25 protein-coding genes, 2 tRNA genes and 1 pseudogene are annotated in these 25,956 nt (G+C 73.0%); 14 read left to right on the top strand and 14 right to left on the bottom strand.

Features of this window, described 5'->3' with window-relative positions; translation table 11 throughout:
• Window positions 1-1,551: 1,551 nt before the first annotated feature.
• From ACGFQ9_RS30355 to pgsA, 3 genes are read right to left on the bottom strand one after another with little or no spacing between them, the layout of a single operon-like run.
• Complete coding sequence (locus ACGFQ9_RS30355; RefSeq protein WP_393578175.1) at window positions 1,552-2,763, bottom strand: glycosyltransferase family 4 protein; 1,212 nt, start codon at window positions 2,761-2,763, stop codon at window positions 1,552-1,554.
• Complete coding sequence (locus ACGFQ9_RS30350) at window positions 2,760-3,695, bottom strand: phosphatidylinositol mannoside acyltransferase (RefSeq protein WP_393578173.1); 936 nt, start codon at window positions 3,693-3,695, stop codon at window positions 2,760-2,762. The genes ACGFQ9_RS30355 and ACGFQ9_RS30350 overlap by 4 nt, the downstream gene beginning before the upstream one ends.
• Window positions 3,695-4,432, bottom strand: a complete 738-nt coding sequence (gene pgsA, locus ACGFQ9_RS30345; protein ID WP_393578172.1) for a phosphatidylinositol phosphate synthase — start codon at window positions 4,430-4,432, stop codon at window positions 3,695-3,697. The genes ACGFQ9_RS30350 and pgsA overlap by 1 nt, the downstream gene beginning before the upstream one ends.
• A gap of 238 nt (window positions 4,433-4,670) precedes the next feature.
• On the opposite strand from pgsA, the gene ACGFQ9_RS30340 reads away from it, so the two are divergent.
• The 4 genes from ACGFQ9_RS30340 to ACGFQ9_RS30325 all read left to right on the top strand — a co-directional run bounded on the left by ACGFQ9_RS30340 (window position 4,671) and on the right by ACGFQ9_RS30325 (window position 9,987).
• Entirely contained in the window at window positions 4,671-6,902 is a 2,232-nt protein-coding gene (locus ACGFQ9_RS30340) for an elongation factor G-like protein EF-G2 (RefSeq protein ID WP_393578171.1), read from the top strand.
• Window positions 6,903-7,021: 119 nt separating this feature from the next.
• Entirely contained in the window at window positions 7,022-8,692 is a 1,671-nt protein-coding gene (locus ACGFQ9_RS30335) for a hypothetical protein (RefSeq protein ID WP_393578169.1), read from the top strand.
• 51 nt (window positions 8,693-8,743) lie between these two features.
• Window positions 8,744-9,586, top strand: coding sequence for a GAF domain-containing protein (locus tag ACGFQ9_RS30330; protein WP_393578168.1), 843 nt, complete (start codon window positions 8,744-8,746; stop codon window positions 9,584-9,586).
• Complete coding sequence (locus tag ACGFQ9_RS30325) at window positions 9,586-9,987, top strand: hypothetical protein (protein WP_393578166.1); 402 nt, start codon at window positions 9,586-9,588, stop codon at window positions 9,985-9,987. Before ACGFQ9_RS30330 ends, ACGFQ9_RS30325 begins: the two co-directional genes overlap by 1 nt.
• A 67-nt stretch (window positions 9,988-10,054) precedes the next feature.
• On the opposite strand, the gene ACGFQ9_RS30320 is transcribed toward ACGFQ9_RS30325, so the two are convergent.
• Window positions 10,055-10,615, bottom strand: coding sequence for an HIT family protein (locus ACGFQ9_RS30320; protein WP_393578165.1), 561 nt, complete (start codon window positions 10,613-10,615; stop codon window positions 10,055-10,057).
• A 67-nt stretch (window positions 10,616-10,682) separates the two neighbouring features.
• Here ACGFQ9_RS30320 and ACGFQ9_RS30315 point away from each other — a divergent pair, with 67 nt between their 5' ends.
• Complete coding sequence (locus tag ACGFQ9_RS30315) at window positions 10,683-11,348, top strand: potassium channel family protein (protein WP_393578163.1); 666 nt, start codon at window positions 10,683-10,685, stop codon at window positions 11,346-11,348.
• 35 nt (window positions 11,349-11,383) lie between these two features.
• Here the strand turns inward: ACGFQ9_RS30315 and thrS are convergent, their stop codons facing one another.
• Entirely contained in the window at window positions 11,384-13,360 is a 1,977-nt protein-coding gene (gene thrS / locus ACGFQ9_RS30310) for a threonine--tRNA ligase (RefSeq protein WP_393578161.1), read from the bottom strand.
• A 93-nt stretch (window positions 13,361-13,453) separates the two neighbouring features.
• On the opposite strand from thrS, the pseudogene ACGFQ9_RS30305 reads away from it, so the two are divergent.
• From ACGFQ9_RS30305 to ACGFQ9_RS30295, 3 genes and pseudogenes are all read left to right on the top strand, one after another.
• A pseudogene (locus ACGFQ9_RS30305) lies at window positions 13,454-13,945 on the top strand (GNAT family N-acetyltransferase); the annotation flags it as partial.
• A 51-nt stretch (window positions 13,946-13,996) separates the two neighbouring features.
• Window positions 13,997-14,602 (top strand): DinB family protein, encoded by a 606-nt coding sequence (locus ACGFQ9_RS30300; RefSeq protein WP_393578200.1) that lies wholly within the window; start codon window positions 13,997-13,999, stop codon window positions 14,600-14,602.
• Between the two features lie 101 nt (window positions 14,603-14,703).
• Window positions 14,704-15,336: a hypothetical protein gene (locus ACGFQ9_RS30295; protein WP_393578159.1), complete on the top strand. Its 633-nt coding sequence runs from the start codon at window positions 14,704-14,706 to the stop codon at window positions 15,334-15,336.
• A 48-nt stretch (window positions 15,337-15,384) separates the two neighbouring features.
• On the opposite strand, the gene ACGFQ9_RS30290 is transcribed toward ACGFQ9_RS30295, so the two are convergent.
• Together ACGFQ9_RS30290 and ACGFQ9_RS30285 are read right to left on the bottom strand one after the other, a co-directional pair.
• A complete protein-coding gene (locus ACGFQ9_RS30290; protein ID WP_393578158.1) occupies window positions 15,385-16,617 on the bottom strand; it encodes a hypothetical protein in 1,233 nt (410 codons plus the stop codon).
• Window positions 16,617-17,162, bottom strand: coding sequence for a DUF4365 domain-containing protein (locus ACGFQ9_RS30285; protein ID WP_393578156.1), 546 nt, complete (start codon window positions 17,160-17,162; stop codon window positions 16,617-16,619). Before ACGFQ9_RS30285 ends, ACGFQ9_RS30290 begins: the two co-directional genes overlap by 1 nt.
• Window positions 17,163-17,192: 30 nt before the next feature.
• Here ACGFQ9_RS30285 and ACGFQ9_RS30280 point away from each other — a divergent pair, with 30 nt between their 5' ends.
• Together ACGFQ9_RS30280 and ACGFQ9_RS30275 are read left to right on the top strand one after the other, a co-directional pair.
• Window positions 17,193-17,357, top strand: coding sequence for a hypothetical protein (locus ACGFQ9_RS30280; RefSeq protein ID WP_393578155.1), 165 nt, complete (start codon window positions 17,193-17,195; stop codon window positions 17,355-17,357).
• A gap of 136 nt (window positions 17,358-17,493) precedes the next feature.
• Window positions 17,494-18,219, top strand: a complete 726-nt coding sequence (locus tag ACGFQ9_RS30275) for a 3'-5' exonuclease (RefSeq protein WP_393578154.1) — start codon at window positions 17,494-17,496, stop codon at window positions 18,217-18,219.
• Between the two features lie 76 nt (window positions 18,220-18,295).
• On the opposite strand, the gene ACGFQ9_RS30270 is transcribed toward ACGFQ9_RS30275, so the two are convergent.
• Window positions 18,296-18,367 (bottom strand) — tRNA-Val (locus ACGFQ9_RS30270).
• 39 nt (window positions 18,368-18,406) lie between these two features.
• Window positions 18,407-18,862: an SRPBCC family protein gene (locus tag ACGFQ9_RS30265; RefSeq protein ID WP_393578153.1), complete on the bottom strand. Its 456-nt coding sequence runs from the start codon at window positions 18,860-18,862 to the stop codon at window positions 18,407-18,409.
• Window positions 18,863-18,919: 57 nt separating this feature from the next.
• Between ACGFQ9_RS30265 and ACGFQ9_RS30260 the strand changes: the two genes are divergently transcribed.
• A complete protein-coding gene (locus ACGFQ9_RS30260) occupies window positions 18,920-21,334 on the top strand; it encodes an SCO7613 C-terminal domain-containing membrane protein (protein ID WP_393578151.1) in 2,415 nt (804 codons plus the stop codon).
• 152 nt (window positions 21,335-21,486) lie between these two features.
• Here the strand turns inward: ACGFQ9_RS30260 and ACGFQ9_RS30255 are convergent.
• Both ACGFQ9_RS30255 and ACGFQ9_RS30250 read right to left on the bottom strand, forming a co-directional pair.
• Window positions 21,487-21,558 (bottom strand) — tRNA-Val (locus ACGFQ9_RS30255).
• A gap of 90 nt (window positions 21,559-21,648) precedes the next feature.
• Window positions 21,649-22,074: a TIGR02611 family protein gene (locus ACGFQ9_RS30250; RefSeq protein WP_393578150.1), complete on the bottom strand. Its 426-nt coding sequence runs from the start codon at window positions 22,072-22,074 to the stop codon at window positions 21,649-21,651.
• Window positions 22,075-22,251: 177 nt separating this feature from the next.
• Here ACGFQ9_RS30250 and ACGFQ9_RS30245 point away from each other — a divergent pair, with 177 nt between their 5' ends.
• Complete coding sequence (locus tag ACGFQ9_RS30245; RefSeq protein WP_030011909.1) at window positions 22,252-22,665, top strand: SsgA family sporulation/cell division regulator; 414 nt, start codon at window positions 22,252-22,254, stop codon at window positions 22,663-22,665.
• 170 nt (window positions 22,666-22,835) lie between these two features.
• On the top strand, window positions 22,836-23,393 hold the full coding sequence (locus tag ACGFQ9_RS30240) for a CGNR zinc finger domain-containing protein (protein WP_393578148.1): 558 nt from the start codon (window positions 22,836-22,838) through the stop codon (window positions 23,391-23,393).
• Between the two features lie 59 nt (window positions 23,394-23,452).
• On the opposite strand, the gene ACGFQ9_RS30235 is transcribed toward ACGFQ9_RS30240, so the two are convergent.
• Both ACGFQ9_RS30235 and ACGFQ9_RS30230 read right to left on the bottom strand, forming a co-directional pair.
• Window positions 23,453-23,623 carry a hypothetical protein gene (locus ACGFQ9_RS30235; protein ID WP_393578147.1) on the bottom strand — a complete coding sequence of 57 codons (171 nt, stop codon included), beginning with the start codon at window positions 23,621-23,623 and terminating at the stop codon, window positions 23,453-23,455.
• 181 nt (window positions 23,624-23,804) lie between these two features.
• On the bottom strand, window positions 23,805-24,263 hold the full coding sequence (locus tag ACGFQ9_RS30230; protein WP_393578146.1) for a hypothetical protein: 459 nt from the start codon (window positions 24,261-24,263) through the stop codon (window positions 23,805-23,807).
• Between the two features lie 220 nt (window positions 24,264-24,483).
• Here ACGFQ9_RS30230 and ACGFQ9_RS30225 point away from each other — a divergent pair, with 220 nt between their 5' ends.
• A complete protein-coding gene (locus ACGFQ9_RS30225) occupies window positions 24,484-25,005 on the top strand; it encodes a DsbA family protein (protein WP_393578144.1) in 522 nt (173 codons plus the stop codon).
• Window positions 25,006-25,068: 63 nt separating this feature from the next.
• Here ACGFQ9_RS30225 and ACGFQ9_RS30220 read toward each other — a convergent pair whose 3' ends face one another.
• Window positions 25,069-25,893 (bottom strand): GNAT family N-acetyltransferase, encoded by an 825-nt coding sequence (locus ACGFQ9_RS30220; RefSeq protein WP_393578143.1) that lies wholly within the window; start codon window positions 25,891-25,893, stop codon window positions 25,069-25,071.
• Between the last annotated feature and the right edge of the window lie 63 nt (window positions 25,894-25,956).

Raw genomic sequence — 25,956 nt, 5'->3', positions numbered from 1 at the left:
GGCCAGCCGCCCATCCGGGCGGACGCGGAATCGAAGTCGATCAGATCTACGTCATCCAGCTCGGCCCACGCGCACCAGATCGCTACGCGCTTCTCTTTCTCGGCGGATGCGGGCCGCCGGGGGCCGGACATAGACCGCCCACGATCGCTACGCGCTCCGGTCGGACGGCGGGTGCGGGCTGCCAGGGGCCGAACATAAGCCGCCACCAATCGCTACGCACTCCGGCCTGTCGGCGGGTGCGGACTGCCGGGGGTTGGGCATAGACCGCCACCGATCGCTACGCGCTCCTGACCGATGGCGAGTGCCGGCTGCCGGAAGTTGGGCGGATGCCGCCCACGATCGCTACGCACTCCTGCCGGACGGCGGGTGCGGGCTGCCGTGGGCTGGGCGTAGATCGCCATCGATCACTACATGCTCGAGGCATCACGGCAGGCCGAAGGCCGCCCGGACTCCCGCCGGTACGGCGGACCGCCAGAGCCGTTGAAAGTCCCCCCGAAGTCCCCCGAAGTCCCCGAACTCCTCCGAAGTCCTTCGACGGACACGGGGATCGGCTGGATGGAAGTGAGGATCCGAGATCGCGAGCGGATGACCTCCAACCCCTCTCCCAAATTGCACATATGGTGGTTTTTCGGAGGCTCCTGGGGGGTGGCGGCGGTTGGAAGGGTTGCCTGTCGGGCTCTCAGTTCCACTGGATCGGCTTCCGGGCGCGGAGGGCTCGCCGGCAGGCCGTCAGTTGCCCGATCCGGCGGATGGCAACAGCCGGTGGCCTCTTCGCCCGCCACCGGCAGTCGGGTGCCGCCTGTCCACCCGCACTGCGTGCGAGCCTCCGCGCGTTGTCGTGCCGGAAGGCCCCGGCACTGGGCGACCAGCCCGTCGTCATCCCGGCAGAAGCGCGTAGCGATCGATGGCGGCTTATGTCCGGCCCCCGGCGGCCCGCACCCGCCACCCGACCGGAGCGCGTAGCGATCGCGGGCGGCCTATGTCCGGCCCCTGACGGCCCGTATCCGCTGAGAGACAGGAGCGCGTAGCGATCTGGTGCGCGTGGGCCGAGCCGGCGTGCTGAGATCTGATCGACTTCGATTCCGCGTCCGCCCGGACGGGCGGCTGGCCGAGCGGCAGCCGCCGCTCGTGCCCGCCGAAGCCGGTGACGACTGGCCTTGGGTCCCTCCATGCCATCCCCCGGGGGCCGCCCGACAGTCCATGTCGTTCCGGGACGGACGTCGGGGTCAAGGGTGGCCCGAAGGGCCATCGCCGGAGGCGACGCGACAACGTCGCGCCCTTGACGCCGACGGCCGGCACGGAAAGACACTGGGACTGACGGGCAGCCCCCGGGCACCCCCGTGACACCGCCCCAGCGAAGCCCCAGCACACCCCCACCCCCGCCCCACCAGCGCCGGTCGGCCTCAGACGGAGTCCGGTCCCCGCCCCGCCCTCGCCCGACCAATCGACCTCGGGCGGAACCCGGTTACCGCCCCATCCCGCTCCCGACCGGTCGGCCTCAGGTGAGAACTGGTTGTTGCCCCGACCCGCCCGCCCCAGCCCGACCCCGCATCAGTCTCCTCGGCCTGAACCCGACCCAGCCCCAGACCCGGATCCAGCCCCCGACCCCGACCCCAACCCCAGCCGCGTCCGCAGTGGGACGCGTTCGTCCGTGGCGACCGAGGCCGCGCCCAGGGTGACCGTCTCGTAGACGGCGAGGATGTCCGCGCCGACCGTGGACCAGTCGAAGCGGCGTACGTGGGCCGAGCCGTGGGACGACAGGGCGGCCCGGCGCTCGGGGTCGCGCAGCAAGGCGACGGCGGCAGCGGCCAGGGCGTCGGCGTCCTCGTTCGTGAAGAGCTCGCCCGCTGCCCCCTGGTCCAGCACCTGCGCGAACGCGTCCAGGTCCGAGGCCAGCACCGGCGCGCCCGCCGACAGTGCCTCGACCAGGATGATGCCGAAGCTCTCGCCGCCCGTGTTGGGGGCGACGTACACGTCGACGCTGCGCAGCAGCCGCGCCTTGTCCTCGTCCGACACCATGCCCAGGAACTCGACCCTGGCCCGGAGTTCGGCGGGCAGGGAGGCGACGGCCTCCTCCTCGTCGCCGCGCCCCGCCACCAGCAGCCGTACGTCCGGACAGGCCGCCACGATGGCCGGGAAGGCCGCCATGAGCACCGGCAGGCCCTTGCGCGGTTCGTCGATGCGGCCGATGAAGCCCAGGGTGTTGCCCTGCCACTCCGCCTTCGGCGTGGCCGAGGCGAAGAAGTCGACGTCCACGCCGTTCGGGATGACGACCGCATCGCCGCCCAGGTGCTCCACCAGCGTGCGCCGGGCGTACTCGCTCACCGCGATCCGGGCGCTGATCTTCTCCAGCGCGGGCTGCAGGATCGGGTACGCCGCGATCATCGCGCGCGAGCGCGGGTTGGAGGTGTGGAAGGTGGCCACGATCGGCCCCTGCGCCGCCCAGCAGGACAGCAGGCCCAGCGAGGGCGAGGTCGGCTCGTGGATGTGGATGACGTCGAAGGTGCCGTCGTGCAGCCAGCGGCGCACCCGGGCCGCCGACAGGAAGCCGAAGTTGAGCCGGGCCACCGAGCCGTTGTACGGCACGGGGACGGCCCGGCCCGCCGAGACCACGTACGGCGGCAGCGGGGTGTCGTCGTCGGCCGGGGCCAGCACGGACACCTCGTGGCCGAGCCGGATCAGGTGTTCGGCGAGGTCACGGATGTGGAACTGGACGCCGCCCGGCACGTCCCAGGAGTAGGGGCAGACGATGCCGATCCTCACGCGGGCCGCCCTTCGGCGTCGTGCGCACGCCCCGCCGCGCTCTTGAGGTCGTCCAGCCAGAGCCGCTGCAGCATGTGCCAGTCCTCGGGGTGTTCGGCGATGCCGGAGGCGAAGGCGTCCGCCACCGCCTGGGTCATCGCCGCGGTCTTCTCCTCCCGGGTCCCGGTCCCGGGAACCTGCACCGGCGGGTGGATCCGCCCGTACATCCGGGGGGTGTCCCCGTACCAGAGGGTGGCCGGCAGCAGGACCGCCCCGGTCTGCTGGGCCAGCAGCGCCGGCCCCGCGGGCATCCGGGCGCGGCTGCCGAAGAAGTCGACCTCCACGCCCGAGGCCGACAGGTCCCGGTCGGCGACCAGGCAGACCAGTCCGCCGGCCCGCAGCCGCCGGGCGAGCGCGCCGAAGGCCGCTCCGCCCTTGTGCGGCAGCACCTCCATGCCGAGGCTCTCCCGGTAGGCGACGAAGCGGTCGAACAGGGTTTCCGGCTTGAGGCGTTCCGCGACGGTGGTGAAGGGGATGCCCACGTGGGACGTCACCCAGGCGCCGGCAAGGTCCCAGTTGGCCAGGTGCGGCAGGGCGACGACCACTCCGCGGCCCGACGCGAGGGCGTCGCGCAGGATGTGCTCGTCGTGCATCACCACGTCCCGCCCGAACCGCTCCTTGGGCACGGTGGGCAGGCGGAAGGATTCCATCCAGTAGCGCATGTACGAGCGCATGCCCGCCCGGGACAGCTCCCGCAGCCGCTCCGGCGCGGCCTCGGGAACCACCCGGGCGAGGTTCGACTCCAGGCGCAGCACGCTCGGCCCCCGGCGCTTCCACACGAAGTCCGCGATCCGCCGGCCCAGGGCTACCGCCGCGGGCTCGGGCAGCTTCTTCACCCCGGCCCAGCCGAGCCCGTACAGCCCGTCGGTGAGCCGGTCCCGTACGCCGCCCATCAGCCGGTACCGGACCCGTCGGCCTTGGCATCGGCATCGGCATCGGCATCGGCACCAGCCCCGGCACCGCCCCCGGCGTCAGCCCCCGCACCGGCCACCGCCGCCGCGTCCGCCTCCGCCGACTCCCTCCGTACGGTGACCATCCGCTGGATCAGCGTGACCAGCGAGCCCACGGCCACCGCCCACAGGGCGATGGGCAGCAGCACGCCGATCCACGAGGGGACCCCGAAGGTCTGCAGCCCGGACAGGCCGGCCGCGACCAGCGTGATCACCAGCCGCTCGGCCCGCTCGACCAGGCCGTTGACCGCCACCGGCAGTCCGATCGACTCGCCGCGCGCCTTGGTGTACGACACCACCTGGCCGCTGGCCAGGCAGAAGATCGCCACCGCGCACAGCATCTCGTTGTCCCCGCCGCCCGCGTACCAGAGCGCCAGGCCGCCGAAGATGGCCGCGTCGGCGACCCGGTCGAGCGTGGAGTCCAGGAACGCGCCCCACCGGCTGGAGACCCCGGCCTGCCGGGCCATGTTCCCGTCGACGAGGTCGGAGAACACGAACGCGGTGATGGTGATCGTGCCCCAGAAGAACTCGCCGCGCGGGAAGAAGACCAGCGCTCCTGCCACGACTCCGGCCGTGCCGATCAGTGTGACCGCGTCCGGGCTCACCCCCCGCCGGAGCAGAAACGCGGCGAACGGCGTGAGAACACGCGTGAAGAACGCACGCGCGTACTTGTTCAGCATGGCCTTCCCAGGGGGTAGCTGGGCCGCACGGCCACCACGGCCACCGGCTGGCCCATCGTAGCCAGCGCCCCGGGCGGCCATCGCCCCGCACCCACCGTTGTGTCACTCACGTATGGACGGAGGGTGACGCCAGTGCAAAGCTTCAAGGTGTTCCACCAAGCCTCAGGCACTCCAAGCCCACAGGACACACCAGCCAGACACCCCCCTCCTCACCGTCGCACCGGGAGGCACGAGCAACATGGGCGACAAGTCACACACACGCGAGGCGCAGCAGGCGCAGCGCGGACAGCAGCAGTCCGGAGCCGCCGGCAGGGCACTGACGGCCGACCGGCCCTCCTCCGTTCGGAACGTGGTGCTGGTCGGCCACAGCGGCTCCGGGAAGACCACGCTGGTCGAAGCCCTCGCCCTGACCGCGGGTGCGGTCAACCGGGCCGGACGGGTCGAGGACGGCGCGACCGTCTCCGACCACGACGAGATCGAGCACCGCCAGCAGCGCTCGGTCCAGCTCTCCCTCGTCCCCGTCGAATGGGGCGGAATCAAGATCAACATCCTGGACACTCCGGGATACGCCGACTTCGTCGGGGAACTCAGGGCCGGTCTGCGGGCAGCGGACGCGGCCCTTTTCGTCGTCTCGGCCGCCGACGGGGTCGACGGCGCGACCCGCATGGTCTGGGAGGAATGCGCGGCCGTCGGCATGCCCCGGGCCATCGTCGTCACCCATCTGGAGGCATCCCGCGCCGATTACGCGCAGATGACCGCCGTCTGCGGCGAGACCTTCGGCGGGGACGACCCGGACGCCGTCATCCCGCTCTACCTCCCCCTGTACGGTCCGCCCGGCCCCGATGGCCACTCCCCCGTGGCCGGCCTGCTCGGCCTGCTCTCCCGGCGGGTCTACGACTACACCTCCGGCAGCCGCGTCGAACGGGACCCGGACCCGGCGGAGCTGGCGCTGATCACCGAGGCCCGGGCCCGGCTCATCGAGGGGATCATCGCCGAGAGCGAGGACGAGTCCCTGATGGACCGGTACCTCGGCGGCGAGGAGATCGACGTCAAGACGCTGATCGACGATCTGGAGCGGGCCGTGGCCCGCGGCACCTTCCACCCGGTGCTGATGGCGGCCCCGGCCACCGACGGAGCCCGCCAGGGCCTGGGCACCGTCGAACTCCTCGAACTGGTCACCGGCGGCTTCCCGACCCCCCTCGAACGCGCGCCGGTCGCGGTCACCACCCCGGACGGCCGCCCCCGGCCCGAACTCACCTGCGATCCCGACGGCCCCCTGCTCGCCGAGGTCGTGAAGACCTCCTCCGACCCCTACGTCGGCCGGATCTCGCTGGTCCGGATCTTCTCCGGCTCGCTCCGCCCCGACCAGACCGTCCACGTCTCGGGGCACGGCCTCACCGACCGCGGCCACGAGGACCACGACGTCGACGAGAAGGTCGGCGCGCTGTCCTCTCCCTTCGGGAAGCAGCAGCGCACCCTGACCCGCGCCATCGCGGGCGATCTGGCGTGCGTGGCCAAGCTCACCCGGGCCGAGACCGGCGACACCCTGTCCGCCAAGGACGACCCGCTCCTGATGGAACCCTGGGTGATGCCGGATCCGCTGCTCCCGCTGGCCATCGAGGCCCACTCCAAGGCCGACGAGGACAAGCTCTCCCAGGGCCTGGCCCGGCTGGTCGCCGAGGATCCGACCATGCGGCTGGAGCAGAACCCGCACACCCACCAGGTGGTCCTGTGGTCCCTGGGCGAGGCCCACCAGGACGTGGCCCTGGAACGGCTGCGCACCCGGTACGGCGTCCAGGTCGACTCCGTGCCGCACAAGGTCAGTCTGCGCGAGACCTTCGGCGGCAGGGCGACGGGGCGGGGACGGCACGTCAAGCAGTCCGGCGGCCACGGCCAGTACGCCATCTGCGAGATCGAGGTGGAGCCGCTCCCGCCGGGCAGCGGCATCGAGTTCGTCGACAAGGTCGTCGGCGGCGCCGTGCCGCGCCAGTTCATCCCCTCCGTGGAGAAGGGCGTACGGTCCCAGGCGGCCAAGGGCGTCGCGGCCGGCTATCCGCTGGTCGACGTACGGATCACGCTGGTCGACGGCAAGGCGCACTCGGTGGACTCCTCCGACGCCGCCTTCCAGACGGCCGGGGCGCTGGCCCTGCGCGAGGCCGCCGCCGAGACCCGGATCCATCTCCTCGAACCGGTCGCCGAGCTGACCGTGATGGTCCCCGACGAGTACGTGGGGCCGGTGATGAGCGACCTGGCCGGGCGCCGCGGCCGGGTGGTCGGCAGCGAGCCGGCGGGCCCCGGACGGACCCTGGTGCGGGCCGAGATCCCGGAGATCGAGATCGACCGGTACGCCCTTGACCTGCGCTCGGTCTCGCACGGGACGGGCCGGTTCAACCGGAACTACACCCGGCACGAACCGATGCCACCCCAGCTGGCGGACAAGATTCGCGAACAAGCGGAGGGGGCAGCCTAATTGTCATAGCGTGTGACCGGCCGCCCACCCAACGCGCTTGCGGTGGGCGGCATTTCCCTGTCCCATAAGGCCGGGGACGGGGAGCACCAGAACAGCACGAAACGATGGGGGCGGCAGCGGTGGCGGACGACGGTTTCGACTTCAGGCCCGGAGCGCAGGTCCCGCTGCAGGGGACGGGCGGGCAGACCGCCTCGACCAACGCCCTCGCCTCCGCCGCCTACCGGGACGGCTGGGACGCCGGGCTGGACACGATCCTCAAGGCCGACAACGAGTACCACAAGTCCACGATCAAGCCCCCGAAGCCCTGGGCCAGCATCTTCAAGCCGAATCTCGGCGAGGCCTTCAGCCGGGCCGTGGAGGCCCGGATGCTCGGTGGTGCCCGCAAGGCGCTCATCCAGAGCTTCGGCGCCGACCCGCAGACCGTGGTCGAGCACTGCCTGGCCGCCTCCCGCATCCGCCGCGAGCGGGACCGCAAGCTGCGCTGGATCACCTTCCTCTGCGGGGTGGTCTTCCTGCCCGGCATGCTGCTGTGGCTGGGCCTGTTCCAGCTCCGCAAGCTGCTCGCCGGGAAGGAGGGCAAGCGCGCCTCCTGGATGGGCACGGCCCTGCTCGTCGGCGTCGCGCTGGCGGCCCTGGTGATGATGTTCCGGCTCCCCTACACCGGCTTCTGGGCCTACTACCTGCGTGGCATGATCATCGCTCCGGCGCTGGGCTGGTTCCTGGCCCGCCGGATCTGCACCGGCACCGCGGTGGACCTGAGGTCCCGCTGGGACGGGATGCTCTCCGGCGGCGGCATCGCCGCGAAGATCCCCGAGGCGGTCCCGGGCAACCCCGGGGAGAAGTCCGCGGAGGAGCTGCGCCACCAGCTCGCCAAGCTCACCGCGGAGGACCGCAGCAATTCCGTCTTCTACGCGGGTCCCAAGGGCATCCTCGGCATGGGCACGCGCTGGGGCAGCTGGCAGCTGGCCGAGGAACTGGTCCCCAAGGCCGGGAGCGCGGAGATCCACCCGTTCCGCAGCTGGGACGTCATCCGCGCCATCCACGACCGGCTCACCCAGATCCACCGCGGCCCGCTGCACACCGGCGGCTTCCCCAACCCCGACGTCAAGCACTGGATCGTGACCCCGGTCGGCGAGGGCGCCGGCGAGGTCACCCGGCCGTCCGGGGACGTGGTCGACACCTTCCAGGTCAAGCCGCACGAGATCATCCGGATCTGCAACGAGCAGCAGTTCGGCGCCGGCAACCGCCACTACCTGGGGATCCAGTGGCCGCTGTGGGACGGTCAGCTGGTCATCACCATGATGGTCACCGTGACCGTGCTCCACGAGACGCTCCGGATCGAGGTCACCGGCCACGCGCTGGGGCCGGTGCACGGCCTGTTCACCACCAAGTCCGAGCCGCAGAAGATCGAGGTGCCCAAGAGCATCCGCTTCTGGGAGACGGTGGAACGGGTGCTGCCCGTCTGCGACACCTCCGAGGTGGTCCGCCTGATGGTCCGGGCCCCGCTGACCTGGTACCCGCCGATCCTGGAATGGCTGGGCGGCAAGCTGGTCCTCCCCGAGCCCTTCGGCGCCCGCCACGTCTGGGCCGGCTCGATGTGGCGGCACCGCTTCATGGCGGACGACGCGATGCGCGCCGCGACGCCGGTCCTCCGCGTGGTGCACGCGGCGGCGATGCGCGTCCTGGAGGAGAACGGCTGCGACACCGAGCGCTTCACCAACCGCTCCATGATCGTCAGCGGCATGGTCCAGGAACCGTCCCCGCGCAAGGCGGACGTCTACGACGCCTGACGTGGCACCGCGGGGAGGGCAGGGGCCGGGGTCGGGGCAGAGGGGCACGGGGTGAGCACGGACGGGAGCGGCAGGCTCAAGCGCATCATGCTGCTGGCGCTGTCAGGCCTGCTGGGTGGCGGCGTCTTCACGCTGTCGATCATCGCGGACGCCGAAAGCGGAGCCGCCAAGGTCCGTTGGACGGCCCTCGGCAGCATCGTGGCCATCGCCGTGGTGGCCGTGGCCGCGTACGAGAACCACCGTGCGGAGTCCGCCCGGCGCAAGACCCACGAGCTCGCCGTCGACTCCCTGTCCGAACTGGCCAACGCCTACCAGCAGGCCCTGCGTCCACTGACTCTGGAACTCAAGGGTCTCGCGGCGGAGTACGCACAGGAGAACCCGCCGACCGCTCCCCCGGCCACGGGCTTACAGACCGCTCACCGGGCGCTGATCCTCCAGCATGCCCTGGACGGTGCCGCCACGCTCACTGCGCCGTACACACCCGGCCCCCCACGGCTGCCGCGCGCCCGCAGTGCCTTCTACCGGTGGGACGGCACGGGGCAGGTCTTCCGTCTCCAGGGCATCGCCCACGGCGCCCGTACGGCGACGATCAGACGGGACATCCCGTGGCAGGGCGATGCCTGCGGCGCCAAGCTGCTGGCGGTGCTCCAGATGGACCAGCCGTACTGGCGGGAGAAGGACACCACCCGTGACGACGTCGAGCTGGACGCTCCGGGGCCGGGCAACGCGAGCTACCAGGGGGTCATCGTGGCCCCGGTGCGCTCCGGCACCGTCCTCTACGGCGTACTGACCGTGGACGCGCCCGAGTGCGGGGACTTCATCGAGGCGCACAGGGAGCTGATGGCCACACTGGGACATGTGGTCGCCGCATCCCTGGTCCTGGACGGTCCCTGATGAGCCGCTTCGAGGTGCTCCGGAGACTCCTCCGCCGCGGACGCGGACGCGAGGAGTCCGTCGGGCGCGTGCCGGACGAGCGCGAGCGCGCGGAATCGGACGACCCGGACGACAACGAACTGGCGGCCCAGCAGGACCGCCTCGCGGGAATGCTCTACCGGCGCGAGGCCCTGCGGGCCGAGGCCGAGCGCGTCGTGGACCGGCGGCTCGACCTGCGGCGGGACGCGGCGCCCTGGAACGCCGCGACCTTCGGCACGCTCACCGCGGCATCGGCGGCTTCCGCCGTGACCCTGGTGCTGACCGGATTCACCTGGTGGTTCCTGCTGCCGGTGGGCCTGGGTGTGCTCTCTCTCCTGCAGACCGTCCAGGCCGTGCGCCGGCTGCGCGGGCACGACGGCTGATCACGGAGCGGCGGGGGCGCGCGGGGCCGTGAGGAGACCCGCCCGCGGGAAGATCAGACGCCCGGGATCAGCCCGTCGGCCAGGCCTCGGCGAGCATCTGGCGGGTGTCCGCGAGGAGTTGCGGCAGGATCTTGGTGTGGCCGACGACCGGCATGAAGTTCGTGTCCCCGCCCCAGCGCGGCACGATGTGCTGGTGCAGGTGGGCGGCGATGCCGGCGCCGGCGGCCGCGCCCTGGTTCATGCCGATGTTGAAGCCGTGCGCCCCGGACGCCTTCCGCAGCGCGACCATGGCCCGCTTCGTCAGGTCGGCCAGCTCGGCGGTCTCCGGGGAGTCGAGGTCGGTGTAGTCGGCGACGTGGCGGTAGGGGACGACCATGAGGTGCCCGCCGTTGTACGGGTAGAGGTTCAGCACGGCGTAGACGTGCTTGCCGCGGGCGACGATCAGCCCGTCCTCGTCCGACATCTCCGGGATCCCGCAGAAGGGACAGCCGTCCCCGGCCTCGGGGCCGGTGGGCTTGTTCTCGCCCTGGATGTAGGCCATCCGGTGCGGGGTCCACAGACGCTGGAAGGCGTCCTGCGTACCCACGCCGTTCTGCTGCTCCGGCTCAGTCGTCATGCAATGCAGCATATGACCTTGCCGACGGGCGGCGTGTCGCCGGGGCGGAGATCGTCCGGCGGGCGGCCATCCTGGCCAGATGAAGGACGAAGTTAACCCTCGCCTGCGGCGGTGGGAGGACCGGACCGAGCTCCCGCTCCTGGTCGCTTCCCTGGTGTTCCTGGCCGGCTACGCGGCGCACGTACTGGCCCCCGGCAGGGGCTTCTGGCCCGACCTCGGCTTCGTGGCGATCTGGGGCACCTGGCTGTGTTTCGTGGTGGACTTCGTGGTGCGCCTGGTGATGAGCGGTATGGGCCCGCTGCGGTTCGTCCGGACGCACTGGCTGGACTGCGTGGTGCTCGTGCTGCCGCTGTTGCGTCCGCTGCGGGTGGTGAGGCTGTACAACGCCATGCAGCGCAGGCACAACGAGCCGCGCCTGAGCCTGCACGCGCGGGTGATCACGTACGCCGGCCTGTCTTCGGTGCTGCTGGGCTTCGCCGGGGCGCTGACCGTCTACCAGTGCGAGCACGACGCACCCGGAGCGAACATCCTGACCTTCGGCGACTCGGTGTGGTGGGTGGCCGAGACGCTCACGACGGTCGGCTACGGCGACGTCACCCCGGTGACCCCGCTGGGCCGGACCGTGGCGGTCGGACTGATGGCCTGCGGGCTGGCGCTGCTGGGAGCGGTCACGGGTTCGTTCTCGTCCTGGCTGGTCCAGGTGTTCACGCGCGGGGACGAGAAGGGCGGGGCCCCCGAGGAGTGATCCCCGGGGGCCCCGCCACACGAGCCGGCCGTACGTCAGACCTGGACGCGGTCCTCGACGACCTTCACCAGTTTGGCGAGGGCCTCGTCCTTCGCGATGCCGTTCTCCTGCGAACCGTCGCGGTAGCGGAAGGAGACGGTGCCCGCGGCCATGTCCTCGTCACCGACGATGATCATGAAGGGGACCTTCTGCTTCTGCTGGTTACGGATCTTCTTCTGCATCCGGTCCGAGGAGGCGTCCACCTCGACCCGCAGGCCCTTCTTCTTCGCCTCGGCGGCGAACTCCTGCAGGTACTCGACGTGGGCGTCACCGATCGGGATGCCGACCGCCTGGACCGGGGCCAGCCACGGCGGCATGGCGCCCGCGTAGTGCTCCAGCAGCACCGCGAAGAAGCGCTCGATGGAGCCGAACAGCGCACGGTGGATCATGACCGGGCGCTGGCGCGAGCCGTCCGGGCCGGTGTACTCCAGGTCGAAGCGCTCCGGGAGGTTGAAGTCGAGCTGCACGGTCGACATCTGCCAGGTGCGGCCGATGGCGTCGCGCGCCTGCACGGAGATCTTCGGGCCGTAGAACGCGGCACCGCCCGGGTCGGGGGTCAGCGGGAGGCCCTGCTTCTCGGCCACCTGCTGGAGGACCGCGGTGGCCTCCTCCCAGACCTCGTCCGAGCCGACGAACTTCTCCGGGTCCTTGGTGGACAGCTCCAGGTAGAAGTCGGTCAGGCCGTAGTCGCGCAGCAGGTTCAGCACGAAGGTGAGGGTGCGGTCGAGCTCCTCGGCCATCTGCTCACGGGTGCAGTAGATGTGCGCGTCGTCCTGGGTGAAGCCGCGGGCCCGGGTCAGGCCGTGGACCACGCCGGACTTCTCGTACCGGTACACGGTGCCGAACTCGAACAGACGCAGCGGCAGCTCACGGTAGGAGCGTCCGCGCGCGTCGAAGATCAGGTTGTGCATCGGGCAGTTCATCGGCTTGAGGTAGTAGTCGGTACCGCCGTCGAGCTGCATGGGGGGGTACATGCCCTCCGCGTACCAGTCGAGGTGGCCGCTCTTCTCGAAGAGGGCGCCCTTGGTGGCGTGCGGGGAGTAGACGAACTCGTAGCCCTCCTCCTCGTGCCGGCGGCGCGAGTAGTCCTCCATGGTGCGGCGGATGATGCCGCCCTTGGGGTGGAAGACCGCGAGGCCCGAGCCGATCTCGTCCGGGATGGAGAACAGGTCGAGCTCGTTGCCGAGCTTGCGGTGGTCGCGCTTCTCGGCCTCGGCAAGGAAGTCGAGGTGGGCCTTCAGCTCCTCCTTCGACGGCCACGCGGTGCCGTAGATGCGCTGGAGCATCGGGTTCTTCTCGCTGCCGCGCCAGTAGGCGGCCGCGTTGCGCATCAGCTTGAACGCCGGGATGTTCCGGGTGGTGGGCAGGTGGGGACCGCGGCAGAGGTCCTTCCAGCACAGCTCGCCGGTCTTGGCGTCCAGGTTGTCGTAGATGGTCAGCTCGCCGGCACCGACCTCGACGCTGGCGCCGTCGTCGGTGGAGGCCGAGCCCTTGATGCCGATGAGCTCCAGCTTGTAGGGCTCGTCCGCGAGCTCCTCGCGGGCGGCCTCGTCGGTGACGACGCGGCGCGCGAAGCGCTGGCCGCGCTTCTGGATCTCCTGCATCTTCTTCTCGATGGCCTTGAGGTCATCGGGGGTGAAGGGCTTGGCGACGTCGAAGTCGTAGTAGAAGCCGTCCCGGACCGGCGGGCCGATGCCCAGCTTCGCCTCGGGGAACAGCTCCTGCACGGCCTGGGCCATGACGTGCGCGGTGGAGTGGCGGAGGATGTCGAGGCCGTCCGGGGAGGCGATCTCCACGGGCTCGACGGTCTCGCCGTCCTTGACCTCGTACGACAGGTCCTTCAGCTCGCCGGCCACGCGGGCGGCGATGACGGTGCGCTCACCGGGGAAGAGGTCGGCCGCAGTGGTGCCCGTGGTCACCACGCGCTCTTCCCGCTCGGAATCGCGTTGGATGATCACACGGACGTCTGACACCGGTCTCTCCTGACTCAAGGGGGTGCGGCAGCGGACACTGCGCGCAGCCTGAATCGTACCGAGCGGGGAGGGGCGTCCGCTAAATGGTTACCGGTGGGGCGCGATCGCGGCGAGAGTGGCCCTGTCCTGCGTTCACGGCGGACCCCGTCCGCCGCGCGCCAGATCCACCGAGCAGCAAAGGGGGCGCCACCCGTGCGCATCACCACCGTCCGCCCGCTGGACCTCTCCGACGACACGGTGGCGAAGGCCGTCCATGCCGTCGGCCAGGCTTCCTACGCCGTGGAGGCACGCCTGATCGGCTACGACGGGATCCCCGCCCTGCGCGAGGGGCTCGCGGAGCTGCGCGCCCGGCCGCTGCGCTGGCTCGGGGCGCACACCCCCGGAGGGGAGCTCGCCGGGTTCGTCGCCTGGGCGGAGGACACGGACGGCGGCACGGTGATCGACCGGCTGTGCGTGGACCCCGGCCGGTTCCGCCAGGGCATCGGCGCGGGCCTGCTGGGGAGCCTGCTGGCCGAGGTGCCGGCGGGGCGGCCTGTCTCGGTCACCACGGGCGCGGCGAACACCCCGGCCCTCGCCCTGTACGGGGGCCTGGGTTTCGGTCGCGGGGCCGACGTCGAGCCGGAACCGGGTGTACGCCTGGCCTCGTTCACCCGGCCGCCGACTCCGGCCCGGCTGGTGCCGCTGCTGGCGCAGTACGAGCATGCGAGCGCCCGGCTGCTGGACCGGATGGCGGGCCCGGTGCGGGACAGCGGGAACGGCCAGGAGATCGGGAACGCTCCGATGACCGACGCCGAGTACTTCCGGGAGCCGGTACCCGGCTGCTGGTCGGTACGCCGCCGCCCGGACGGCCGGTGGGGCCGGGACACGGCGCCCGCCCCGCACCCGGTGCCGCCGCCGTTCACCACGCTCGCGTGGCGGCTGAGCCACCTGACGGAGATGCTCGCGCTGCGGTCGGACCACACGGACGGCACCCGTTCGCTGGTCCGGGAGGAGTTCGACCCGGCGGGCGACGCCGAGTCCGCGGTGGCCTCGTACGCGAAGGCGGCCACGGCCTGGCGGAGCACCCTGCTCCGGGTGGACGACGCGGCGCTGGACACGGTCGGGTACAGCCGGTACCCGTACGGCAGCGACGCGGAGGACCTGTTCCTGGAGATCGTCTGGTGGGTGAACCAGGAGGTGCTGCACCACGGGGCGGAGATCGCCCTGCTGCGCGATCTGTACGCGTCCCACCCGGATCGATGACATCTGTCACTGTCCGCGCGGCCGTCCCGGCCCGACCCTGAGGGAAAGGAACGGACCCAGGGGGGCGGCCGGTGACGGCGACGGAGCACACAGCGGGAACGGTGACGGCCAGGCCGACGAAGGCCGGGATCGGCCGCATATGGGCGCGCTCGCTGCTGGCGGTGGCCGCCCGGCGCGCCGGGCCCGGACGGCCCGGGACCGGGGCCGTCACCGGGACCGGGGCCGTCACCAGTTCCGGGACCGTGCTGCGGCACTCGGCGGGGACCCGGCAGCTGGTGCTGGTCCTGGCGGGCACCGAGGTCGTGGTGGCCTTCCTGATGTCCTCGATGCTGCCGCCGGCGGTGCGGCCGGTGCACGCCGTGCTGGAACTGCTGCTGGTGCTGGCCGGGCTGGGCCTGGTGGCCGCGGTGGTGCGGCACCCGCACGAGGTGCACCCCGACCGGGTCGTCCTGCGGACCGGCTTCCTCGGGGAGGTGAGCCTGCCGCGCGGGTCGGTGCGTTCCGCCGCGCCGGTGGTCCGGACCGTCCCGGGCCGCGGCCCGCGCCCGGTTCCGGGCGAGCCGGACGCGGTGGCCTGCTCGCTGGAGGGCTCCCTCGACGTGGCGGTCCGGCTGGACCCTCCGGTCCGCCTCGACCTGGGCCGGGCCGGTGTCGTCGAGGCCTCGGTGGTGTACACCTCGGCCGACTCGCCCGCCGCCCTGGTGGCCGCCCTCCGGGCGACGCCCGCCGCCTGAGACCCTCTTCGCTCCCGGCCCGGTCATTCCTTCCGCCCGCCGCCCCGGTCAGTCGTCGGGGAACGCGGGGCCCGGGTCCGTGAGGTCGTCCTCCAGCGACTTGCGCAGCCGGTCCCGGTCGACGCCGTCCAGCGGGACCGGGGCGACGTCGGAGACCTCCGTGAGCCGGCGGAAGCCGCCCCGCCGTTCCAGTCGGCCGCTGACCCTGATCGGCACGCCCGCCAGGTGGGCGTGGCCGGCCACCCGGTACGCCGCCTCGTCGAGCGCGGCCCGGACGTACGGGATCTCCGCGCCGGACAGCACCCTGAGCCGGACCGTGCCCCCGCCGCCCGGGGCGGAGCGCCGCATCCGAACCACCGCTCCCGCCAGCCGCACCGGGACGGCCGGCTCGTCCCGGGTGTAGCGGGCGGCGGCCTCGCGGAGCGCGGGCAGGTCGCCCGGGGAGAAGTCCACCGGCTCGGGGCGGGCGGCGCAGCCCGCCGGGACGCCGGCCGCGGGCGCCCAGGCCAGCGCCACCGTCGCGCCCTCGCTCCCGTGCACCAGGGCGATCAGCGCTTCGGCGAGCTCCCGGCTGACCCCCGCCGCGACGGCGGCGTCGAACGCCTCCATGCCGCCGGTGGCCCGCCGGTAGTCGACCGCCTCCCGGGCCGCGTGCAGGGCGTGGTGCAGCCGGGTCACCGTGCCGCGGCCGCCGTCCACCGGGACGTACGCCGTCAGCCGCCGCCCGCCCGGCACCGGTCCGACGAGCACCTCGTCCAGCGCCCGTTCGGCCTGGCCGCGCCAGCGCGCGCCGTAGTAGCCCGCCCTGGCCCGGTCCGCGAGGGCGCCGGCCAGCAGCAACTGCCGTGCCGCCGAACGGAGTCGCTCCTGGGCGGGCCAGGACGCCTCTTCCTCGGGTCCGGCCTCGCGGACCCAGCGGACCTCGTCGCTGGGCACCGTCAGCCCGTAGAGCACCTCCCGGGCCGATGTGAGCCCGCTGCGGGTGAGGGCCGCCAGGGTCTCCTCCAGCAGGTCGGCGCAGTCCGGGAAGGCGCGGCTCTCCGGGACCAGGACGCTGGTGCCGCCGCGCCCGTCCGGCGGGGTCCAGCGCCCGTACCGGCCGGGTGCGCCGCCGCGCCGCTGCCAGCCGTGCCGGCGCAGCAGCGCGGTGAGCACCGCCGGGTCGACCCGGGCCGGGTCCGGCGCGGGACCGGGTGCCGCGTCCGGCGCCGGGGGCAGAGCGGGGTGCGCGGCCGTGAGCCGCGCCGGGTGCCGTGCCGGGTCCTGCGGGTACCAGTGCATCAGGGTGTCCCTCCCGACCCGACCCGGGTCATGATCTCGCAGAGCGCCCGGTCGTCGAAGATCCTCGCGGTGGGGATCCGGACGGTGGTGCGGTGCCGGCCGGTCACCGGGTGGCCGGCGAGGTTGGTCCAGTAGCAGCAGTGCCGCAGGTCGAGCCGGTCGTGCCCGGCGTGCAGCCAGTCCGCGCGGTCCCGGGGTACGAGCATCACCACGAGGATCTTGTGGACCGCGACCGGTGTCCTGGCCAGCTTGACCAGGTGCTCGTTGTCGAGGGTGAAGGGGAAGGTCGGCCCGGGCGGCCGGGCGGGGGTCTGGTAGGTGGCCTTCAGCTGCACCTTGATGGTGACCTCGTCGTCGACCGTGTGTGCGGGCGCGCCGTGGCTGACGTGCCAGTCGATGCCGTTGTCGGGGAACGGCTGGGAGAGCGAGCACCCGGCCGCCGCCGCCACGGCGTGCAGATACGCCACCTGCAGGGTCTCCATGCAGGCGGTGGTGGCGAGGCTGCCGCGCAGTACCTCGCCCGGCTCGGGATGCGCGAGCGCCATGGCTCCCCCAGGCCTCCAGGCTCGAACGGCTTGACTCGCCCGACCGGGGCGAACGGCTCGGCCGGCTTGACCGACCTGAATGTCCGGACCGAGGTGACTGTCCGGACCGACGTGACTGTCTTGACCGACGTGATCGATGTGACCGACGTGACCGATGCGACTGGCGTGACCGGCGCCGATGCCGCCGGGTCCTGACGCCCGTTCACCTGTACGGTCCCCCAAGGGTGTTGTCTCCGCACCCGGCCCGCCGCAAACGGCGTACGGGGCAAACCTCCCGGGTATCACGGATGCGGGCAGGCCTCGCCTGCCCTTCGGGAACGAGGAGTTCGCCATGACGCGCTGGTACGAGGGGCCGCTGGCCGCATTCGACACAGAGACCACCGGGGTGGACGTCGAGCAGGACCGCATCGTGTCCGCCGCCGTCGTCGTCCAGGAGTGCGCGGGCGGCCGGGCCCGGGTGACCCGCTGGCTGGTCAATCCCGGGATCCCGGTGCCGCCCGGCGCCACCGAGGTGCACGGCCTGACCGACGACCACCTCCAGCGCAACGGCCGCTGGCCGTCTCCGGTGATGGAGGAGATAGCCCGCTGCCTGGCGGAGCAGCAGGTGGCAGGCCGCCCGGTGGTGGTGATGAACGCGCCTTTCGATCTGACGCTGCTGGACCGGGAGTTGCGCCGGCACCGGGCCTCCTCGCTGGCCCGGTACCTGGACAACCGGCCGCTGACGGTGCTGGATCCGCGGGTGCTGGACAAGCACCTGGACAGGTACCGCAAGGGTCGCCGGACCCTGACCGACCTCTGTGCGCACTACGGCATAGAGCTGTCGGAAGCGCACGACGCGGCGGCGGACGCGCTGGCCTCGCTGGAGGTGGTCCGTGCGGTGGGCCGCCGTTTCTCGGCGCGTCTGGAGCGGCTGAGCCCGGCGGAGCTGCACACCCTGCAGGCGGTGTGGCACGCGGCACAGGCGCGCGGGCTGCAGGCGTGGTTCGCCCGCAACGGCTCGGAGGAGGCCGTGGATCCGCACTGGCCGGTCCGGCCGGAGATGTCCACGGCGGCGTGAGCACACGGGTCACCGGCGCACACCTCGTGAGCACACGAAAAAGCCGGTCCGTCTGAGACGGACCGGCTTCTCCCGGTGGGCGATACTGGGATCGAACCAGTGACCCCTTCGGTGTGAACGAAGTGCTCTCCCGCTGAGCTAATCGCCCGGGAACGGACTGAACAATACACATCCCGCGGGGGTTCGTTCAAACCGCTTCCAGCCGGGCGGCCAGACCGCGCCGTCCCGCCCGCATCATCAGGGCGTGGTTGAACCGGAAGAACGGCCGCCCGGGAATCGCCAGCCGGCGCAGCACCGGCTTCCGCACGACGACCTCCTGCTCGTAGAGGGCCCGGGTGCCACCGGTGCCGAGCGGCCGCAGGGTCCAGCGCACCCAGCCCTCGAGGTCTCCGTGGAGCGCGACCTCGAGCACCCCGCGGTCCGGATCGGCCCGCCGTTCGCGGGCGGTGACGTGCAGCTCGTACGGCAGGAACGAGCGGAACACCGCCGATCCGGCCCGGTCGTCGTCGGGGTCGGGGTCGACCCGGCGGACCTGGGGCCACCAGAGCGGGTAGTCGGCCGGGCGTTCCAGCACGGCGTAGACCCGCCCGGGCGGCGCCGGCAGGTCCCAGACACTACGGAAGCGGTAGTGACTCCAGTCCATGCATCTGAGTATCCGTACCCATGTGCCGAGCGCGTGACCGGCACCACACTGCGAAGCATGGACATTCCGCTGCCGCCGGCCGAGGAGCTGGCGCTCATCGACCGTGAGCTGGCCCAACTCGATGCCCGACGTACCTGGTTGCTGGGTCGCCGGGCCTGGCTGCTGAGCCTGCTGCAGGCCCCGTCGGCCGCCGCGCCGCCGGCTCCGGCCGTTCCGGGGCAGCCCTGGGCGCCGCCCGGGCCGCGCCGGGACGCGTCCGCGCCGGGAGCGCAGAACGTGCTGCTGACGCTGGGTGCCGTGCTCCTCGCGGTGGCGGCGCTCGCGTTCACGCTGGTGAGCTGGGGCTCGATGGGCATCGGCGGCCGGGCGACGGTGCTGGCCGTGGTGACCGCGGCGGCGCTGGGCGCGCCCGCCGTCCTGCTGCGCCGGGGCCTGCGCTCCACCGCCGAATCGGTGGGCGGGGTGGCGATGGTGCTGACCGTGCTCGACGCGTACGCGGTGTACGCGGTCGGCCTGCCGGGGACGGACGGCACGGCGTACGCGGCGGGGGCCGCGGCGGTGCTGGCGGCGGTCTGGGCGGCGTACGGGCTGGTCCTGCCGGGGCTGCGGACGCCGCTGCCGGCGGCGGTGTTCGCCGCGCAGCTGCCGCTGCCGCTGGCCGCCCTGGCCGCTGCGGCGGGGGTGACCGGGACGGGCTGGGCGCTGCTGCTGACCGCGGCCCTGGACGCGGGGCTCGCGCTGTGGTCCCGGCCGGGTGCGGTCGCCCGGTGGTGTGCGGGGGTGTCGGGCGCGGTGCTCGGGACGGGTGTGCTGCTGACCGGGCTGGCCGAGTCTGCGGGTTCCCGGGCGGGCCTGGACGCGGCGGCGCCGGGTGCGCTGCTGGCGGCGCTGGCGGGCTGCTGCCTGGCGGTGGCCTGGCGGGCCGCGGGTGGGTCGGCCGCGGGCGGGGTGGGCCGGGTGGCCGGGTACGGGCTCGCGGCCGCGGGCGGGTTCGCCGCGGTGGGCGCGGTCGGGGGTGTGCTGCGGCCGCCGCTGGACTCGGAGTGGCTGCCGGTGGTGTTCCTGGCGGTGGCGCTGCCGCTGACGGCGGCGGTCCGGGCGGCCGGGTGGCCGGCTCCGGTCCGGCGGGGTCTGGCGGCGGCGGGCGCCGCGGCGGCCGCGCTGCCGGTGGTGCTCGTGCTGCCGGCGGTGGTGGCGGCAGTGGGCGCCCCGCTCGGGGTGCTGGACGAGGTGTGGGAGGCGTCGGCCCCGGCCGGGTCGCCGCTGTGGCCGGGTGCGGCCGTTCCGGTGGTCCTGCTGCCGGCGGCGGCCGCCGCCGGGTGGCTGGGGCGGGTGCTGCGCCGGCCGGAGCCGGGTGTGGTGGCGGTGCTGCTGGGCTGGGCCGGGCTGTTCACGGCCCCGGTGGCGGCGGGGCTGCCGGCCGGTGCGGTGCCGGCGGTGCAGGTCGCCGTGGTGATCGCCGCGCTGGGTGCGGCGCTGCGGTGGACCGGGCGGGCCGGGATGCGGGCGGCGGGGGCGGCCGTCGCCTGTTGCGCGGCCGTGGGTGCGGTGGCCGTGTCGGTGGCCGCGCTGGACGGGCGGACCGCGACCTTCGCGGTGTTCGGCGTGCTGGGTGCGGCCTGCGCGGCGGGCGCGGCGTACGGGCCCGCTCCGGCCTGGCTGCGGGCCTGCTCGGCGGTGGCGGCCGTCGGGTACGCGACGGCGCTCCTGGCGGCCCTGGGGGCGCTGCTGGAGCTCCCGGTGCACCGCTGGGGGCTGCTGGTGCTGGCGGTCCCCGCGGCGGTGGCCGTGCGCCCGCCGGGACGGGCCGGGGGCCCGGTGCCGCGGGTGCCGGTGGAGTTGGCTGCGGCCGGGGCGGGACTGCTCGCGGTGGTCCTGGCGGCCGGGGACCCGGCGTGGCTGGCGCTGCTGCTGGCGCTGGCCGGGGTGGTGTGTGCGGGCGCGGCGGTACGGGCGGACCGGCGGCGGGTCGGGTACGCGGCGGGGGCGCTGTTCGTGGCGGCCACCTGGGTGCGGCTGGCCGCCTCCGGGGTGGCGGTGCCTGAGGCGTACACCCTGCCGGTCACGGTGCCGGCGCTGGCGGTGGGGCTGCTGCGCCGCCGGCGCGACCCCGAGGCGCCGTCGTGGACGGCGTACGGGCCGGGGCTTGCGGCGACGCTGCTGCCGAGTCTGGTCGCGGCCTGGGGGGATCCGCACTGGCTGCGGCCGCTGCTGCTGGGACTGGGGGCGCTGGGCGTGACGCTGGTGGGGGCACACCGCCGGCTGCAGGCGCCGCTGGTGCTGGGCGGGGCGGTGCTGGCGCTGGACGCGCTGCACGAGCTGACGCCGTACGTGGTGCAGGTGGTCGACGCGCTGCCGCGCTGGCTGCCGCCGGCCCTGGCGGGCCTGCTGTTGCTGGCGGTGGGGGCGACGTACGAGAAGCGGCTGCGCGACGCCCGGCGGCTCCGGGACGCCCTGGGGCGGCTGGGCTGAGGCCGGGGGCTCGGGAGGCCGGGGGGCTCGGGAGGCCGGGCCCCGGGCCCTTCCCGGGTCAGGCCCCTCTCGGGCCCCTCTCGGGCCCCGGGGCGGGCCCGGGAATGCCGAAGGCCCGGAGACTTCGGGAAGTCTCCGGGCCTTGGTCCGGGTGGGCGATACTGGGTTCGAACCAGTGACCTCTTCGGTGTGAACGAAGCGCTCTCCCACTGAGCTAATCGCCCCGGCGCACCGCAAACATTACCGCATGTCAGCGGCGCCTTTGACCACCGTCCGGACCGAGGCGGGACTGCGGCCCGGAGGGCTGCCGGAGATCACCGGACGTTGATGTCCCAGGGCATGGCCAACCCGTACTTGGACAGGTACACGGCGAGCAGCGCTCCGCAGATCACCAGGCCGATGGTGGTGAGGATGATGTTGCGGCGGCGGACCTTGGGGTCGAGCGCCTTCTTGGCCGCCTCGGTGACCTTGCGCTTGGTCCAGCGCAGGACGAGCTGGGCCCACACGAACTCGGTCGCCCAGATCGCCATGCCGGCGAAGATGACCACCCAGCCGGGGCCGGGCAGCGGCAGCATGATGATGCCGGCGACGACGACGGCCAGGCCGACGATGAAGACTCCGACCTGCCAGCTGAGGTGGAGGCTCCTGCGCGCCTGGATGAAGGCCGGCGCCCTCGAGCCGAGCGGTTGCTCCGTTTCGGGCGTCTCCGCCACCTTCTCCTGGTCACTCCCCGTATTCATGGTCCCGAATCTACCCGAGCCGGAAGCACACGTGAATGACCCTTTGGATCCGCCGTCCGAGGGACCCGAAGGTCCGCAAAACGGTCAGAGGGGTTTACAACGGCACCGTAGGTGGCATGTCGATTTCGCCGACGTGCGAATCCCCGAGCGCACACTGAGCGAAAGGCCCTGGCGCTTATGAACACCACGGTCAGCTGCGAGCTGCACCTGCGCCTCGTTGTGTCGAGCGAGTCCTCACTGCCTGTTCCCGCGGGCCTGCGGTATGACACGGCCGATCCCTACGCCGTGCACGCCACCTTCCACACCGGCGCCGAGGAGACGGTCGAGTGGGTCTTCGCCCGCGACCTCCTCGCCGAGGGCCTGCACCGGCCCACCGGTACCGGAGACGTCCGCGTCTGGCCGTCGCGCAGCCACGGCCAGGGCGTCGTCTGCATCGCCCTGAGCTCACCGGAGGGAGAAGCCCTGCTCGAAGCACCCGCCCGAGCTCTCGAGTCGTTCCTCAAGCGGACCGACGCCGCGGTCCCACCCGGGACCGAGCACCGGCACTTCGACCTCGACAAGGAGCTCTCCCACATCCTGGCCGAAAGCTGACGGCGCTCCACTCAGCCGAGCCGGCCCGACCACCGCTCGACACCGTCCGACTCGGGGCGACGGTGTCGTGACGGACAACCACACACGGCAACACCGGCGCTGGTCCCGCGGAAGCCATCCGCGGGACCAGCGCCGGTGCGCTTTCCGTACGAAGCGCTAGAGTCGACGACGTGCAGATTCCTCACGACACCCGCCGGGCGCTCGACGTGGTCGTCGCCCTGGTGAACACCGCCCCGGAGGGCGACGAGCCGGACGGGCTGACGGACATCGGGGCACTGCGCGCCTTTGTGGTCGAGTACTCCATCAGCGATGTCGGCGAGCTCGGCGCGCGCGACCTCGCCGGGGTGCGCACCGTGCGCGGCAAGTTCGCACAGGTGTTCGCCGCCCCCTCCGCGCGGGCCGCCTCGGCGCTGATCAACGAACTGGTCGCGACGGCCGGCACCACCCCGCAGCTGACCAACCACGACGGCTACGACTGGCACGTGCACTACTTCGCGCCGGGCGCCTCGGTCGGGGACCACCTGGCCGCGGACGGTGGCATGGCCCTGGCCTTCATCGTGGTCTCGGGCGAGCAGGAACGATTGCGCCGCTGCGAGGCGCCGGACTGCCGGCGGGCCTTCGTCGACCTTTCCCGCAACCGCTCCCGCCGCTACTGCGACAGCCGCACCTGCGGGAACCGGCTGCACGTGGCGGCGTACCGGGCCCGCCGCAAGGAAGCGGCGGAGTAGCTCCGGAGGGCACCGGCAGCCGGGAGCCCCGGACGGATCCGCCTTCCGGTGGCGGCCGGTCACAGCAGGAAGAGGTCGTGCACGGCGGCGAGCAGCAGCAGGGTGCCGATCACGGTCAGGAAGATCATCAGCGGCGGCTGGGAGAGCGCGAACAGGCAGCCGCGCGGTTCCTCGGCGGCCGCGGAGACGGACGTCCGTCCCGGCGGCTCGCTCTGTGTTGTGTCGAGCATGTCGGGCCGATCATGGCGCAGAGCGCCACCCCGCACCCCTCAACACGCCACCAGCTGTACGGGAGTTGGCGTTTTGCAGCGCTTCGTGACCGCAAGGCTTGCGACCTGGCCACACTCCCGATCACCTACGATCACTGCCCTGCCGCGCCGGGTCCTGCACCGGCCCCGTGCGGCTCCCGTGCTAGATCCCGTGCTTCTTGAGAATCGCCTCGATGTCGGAGAAGTCGTCCTCCGGGGCGGCGGACCGCTGCGGCGCCGCAGGCTTCCGCGAGGCCCCCGGGCCCAGCGAGGGTGCCGAGGCGCCCGGCGCGACGGCCTCCTGCCCTCCCCCGGCCTTCTTCCCCCGGCCGGCCTTGATCTTCGCCTGCTCCTTGCCCTCGCCCAGGCCGCGGCGCTCCACCGCCCGGGTGGTCAGCAGGAGCAGCCAGGCCAGTCCGAGCAGGCCAAAGCCGATCCACACCGTCGGGTTGAAGACGATCCCGGTCAGCCACTCCACCACCCCGGTCATCACCAGACCCAACGGGACCAGTGAGTACGCGGCGATGCGGGTCGCGGCGAGGAAGCGCTTGCGGTACGCGGTCAGCGCGGCGAAGCCCAGGCCCGCCGCGGACACCGCGGAACATATGGTCTCGGCAAGCATGCGGTCCTCCAGCCCTGGGTGATGCGTCCGTCATCCATCCTGCACCGGGCACGGCGTCCCGGGCCACGCGCCGGGCGGTCCCGGGCCGGATCTCCGGGAGAACTCCGGGTCCCGGATCCTTCGCAGGTCCTGGTCCGGGCCGGCCCGGGGCGGGTCCACGGCCAGGCCGAGCGCCGGATCCCGGTCCCCGGCGCCGCCTGCGGGCTGGGAGACTGTCCTCATGACCCACTCCGCTCCCGCCGCCTCCCCCACCCCCGTCGTCCTCGAGTTCTGGTGCGAACTCCAGTGCCCGGACTGCCACCGCGCCCTCGACGACGTACGCGCCCTGCGCGCCCGCTACGGGGACCGGCTGGAGATCGTGCTGCGCCACTTCCCGCTGGAGAAGCACAAGTACGCCTTCGCCGCCGCACAGGCCGCCGAGGAAGCGGTGGAGCAGGGCCAGGGCTGGGCGTACGCCGAGGCGGTGCTGGCCCGCACCGGGGAACTGGGTGACCGGGGCGAGGCGCTGCTCCTCGACGTGGCCCGTGAACTCTCCCTCGACGCCGAGGAGTTCGACACCTCGCTGATCGACGGCCGGCACATCCTGACCGTGGACGCGGACCAGGCCGAGGGCAAGGCGATCGGCGTGACCGGCACCCCGACGTACGTGATCGGCGGCGAGCGCCTGGACGGCGGCAAGTCCCAGGACGGTCTGCGCGCCCGCATCGAGGAGATCGCCGACCGCCTGCTCGCCGGAAACTGACCCGCCCCCCGCGTCCGGACGGACCGTAACGCCCCGGAATGGCCGGCGAGCCCGGGAGAGGGCCTAGATCAGGTTCTTGGCGAAGTTGACGGTGGTGGGGGTGTAACCGAGGGATTCGTAGAGCCGGCGTGCCGGGGTGTTGCCCTCGAAGACCTGGAGGCCCAGGGTGCGGCCGCCGGTGGCCAGAGCGGTGCGCTCGGCCAGGAGCATCAGGCTGCGGCCGTGTCCCCGGCCCCGGTGGGCGGCCGCGACCTCCACGTCGTACACGTACGCCTCGCCACCCGGCCTGGCCACCCACAGGTGCCCGACCGGCTCGCCGTCCGCCTCCAGCACCACCAGGTCCGCGCCGGGGGTGCGGAGACCCTGGGGCAGGGACTCGGTGTGGTCGGCCTCCGACTTGGCCCGGGCCGCCTCCTCGGGCATGCCCCGGCTGCTCCAGTCCTCGGCGTACGCCACGATCGCCCGTGCCAGCCACGGCCCGTACTCGGCCTCGGTCATCGGGCGCCCGCGCACGCCCGCGGGCAGCGAGGGGGGCTCGGACGGCAGGTCCTTGGCCATGTTCCGGCTGTACTCGGCGTAGCCGAGGGCGCTCGCCATCCGCAGGCCGGCCACCGAGTCCGCCGGCACCGCGACCCGGACCCGCCGGCAGCCCCAGGAGCGCAGCACCTCCTCGGCGGCGAGGGCGGCGACCGTGCCGCGACCGCGCCGCCGGTCCGGGCCGTCGATGCTCAGGTCCCGGATCTCGCCGACGGTGGGGCCGAAGGGGGTGTCCGAGGCCAGCAGCAGCGCGCCGACACGCCTGCTGTTGACCCGGACCTCGTACGGGCGCGAGCGCGCGCCCCCGCTGCTCTCCTGGAGCGGCCCGCTCGGCCGCAGGGTGGTGGTCATCAGGATTGTTCTACCCACCCCGGGGCCGCGCGTCAGCCCGTTTACGGCCCGCGTCGCCGCGCG

The organism is Streptomyces sp. NPDC048603, from assembly GCF_043199475.1.
Taxonomy (GTDB): domain Bacteria; phylum Actinomycetota; class Actinomycetes; order Streptomycetales; family Streptomycetaceae; genus Streptomyces.
Note: the sequence above shows the minus strand (reverse complement) of the source record. Positions and strands in the feature narration are given on the sequence as shown.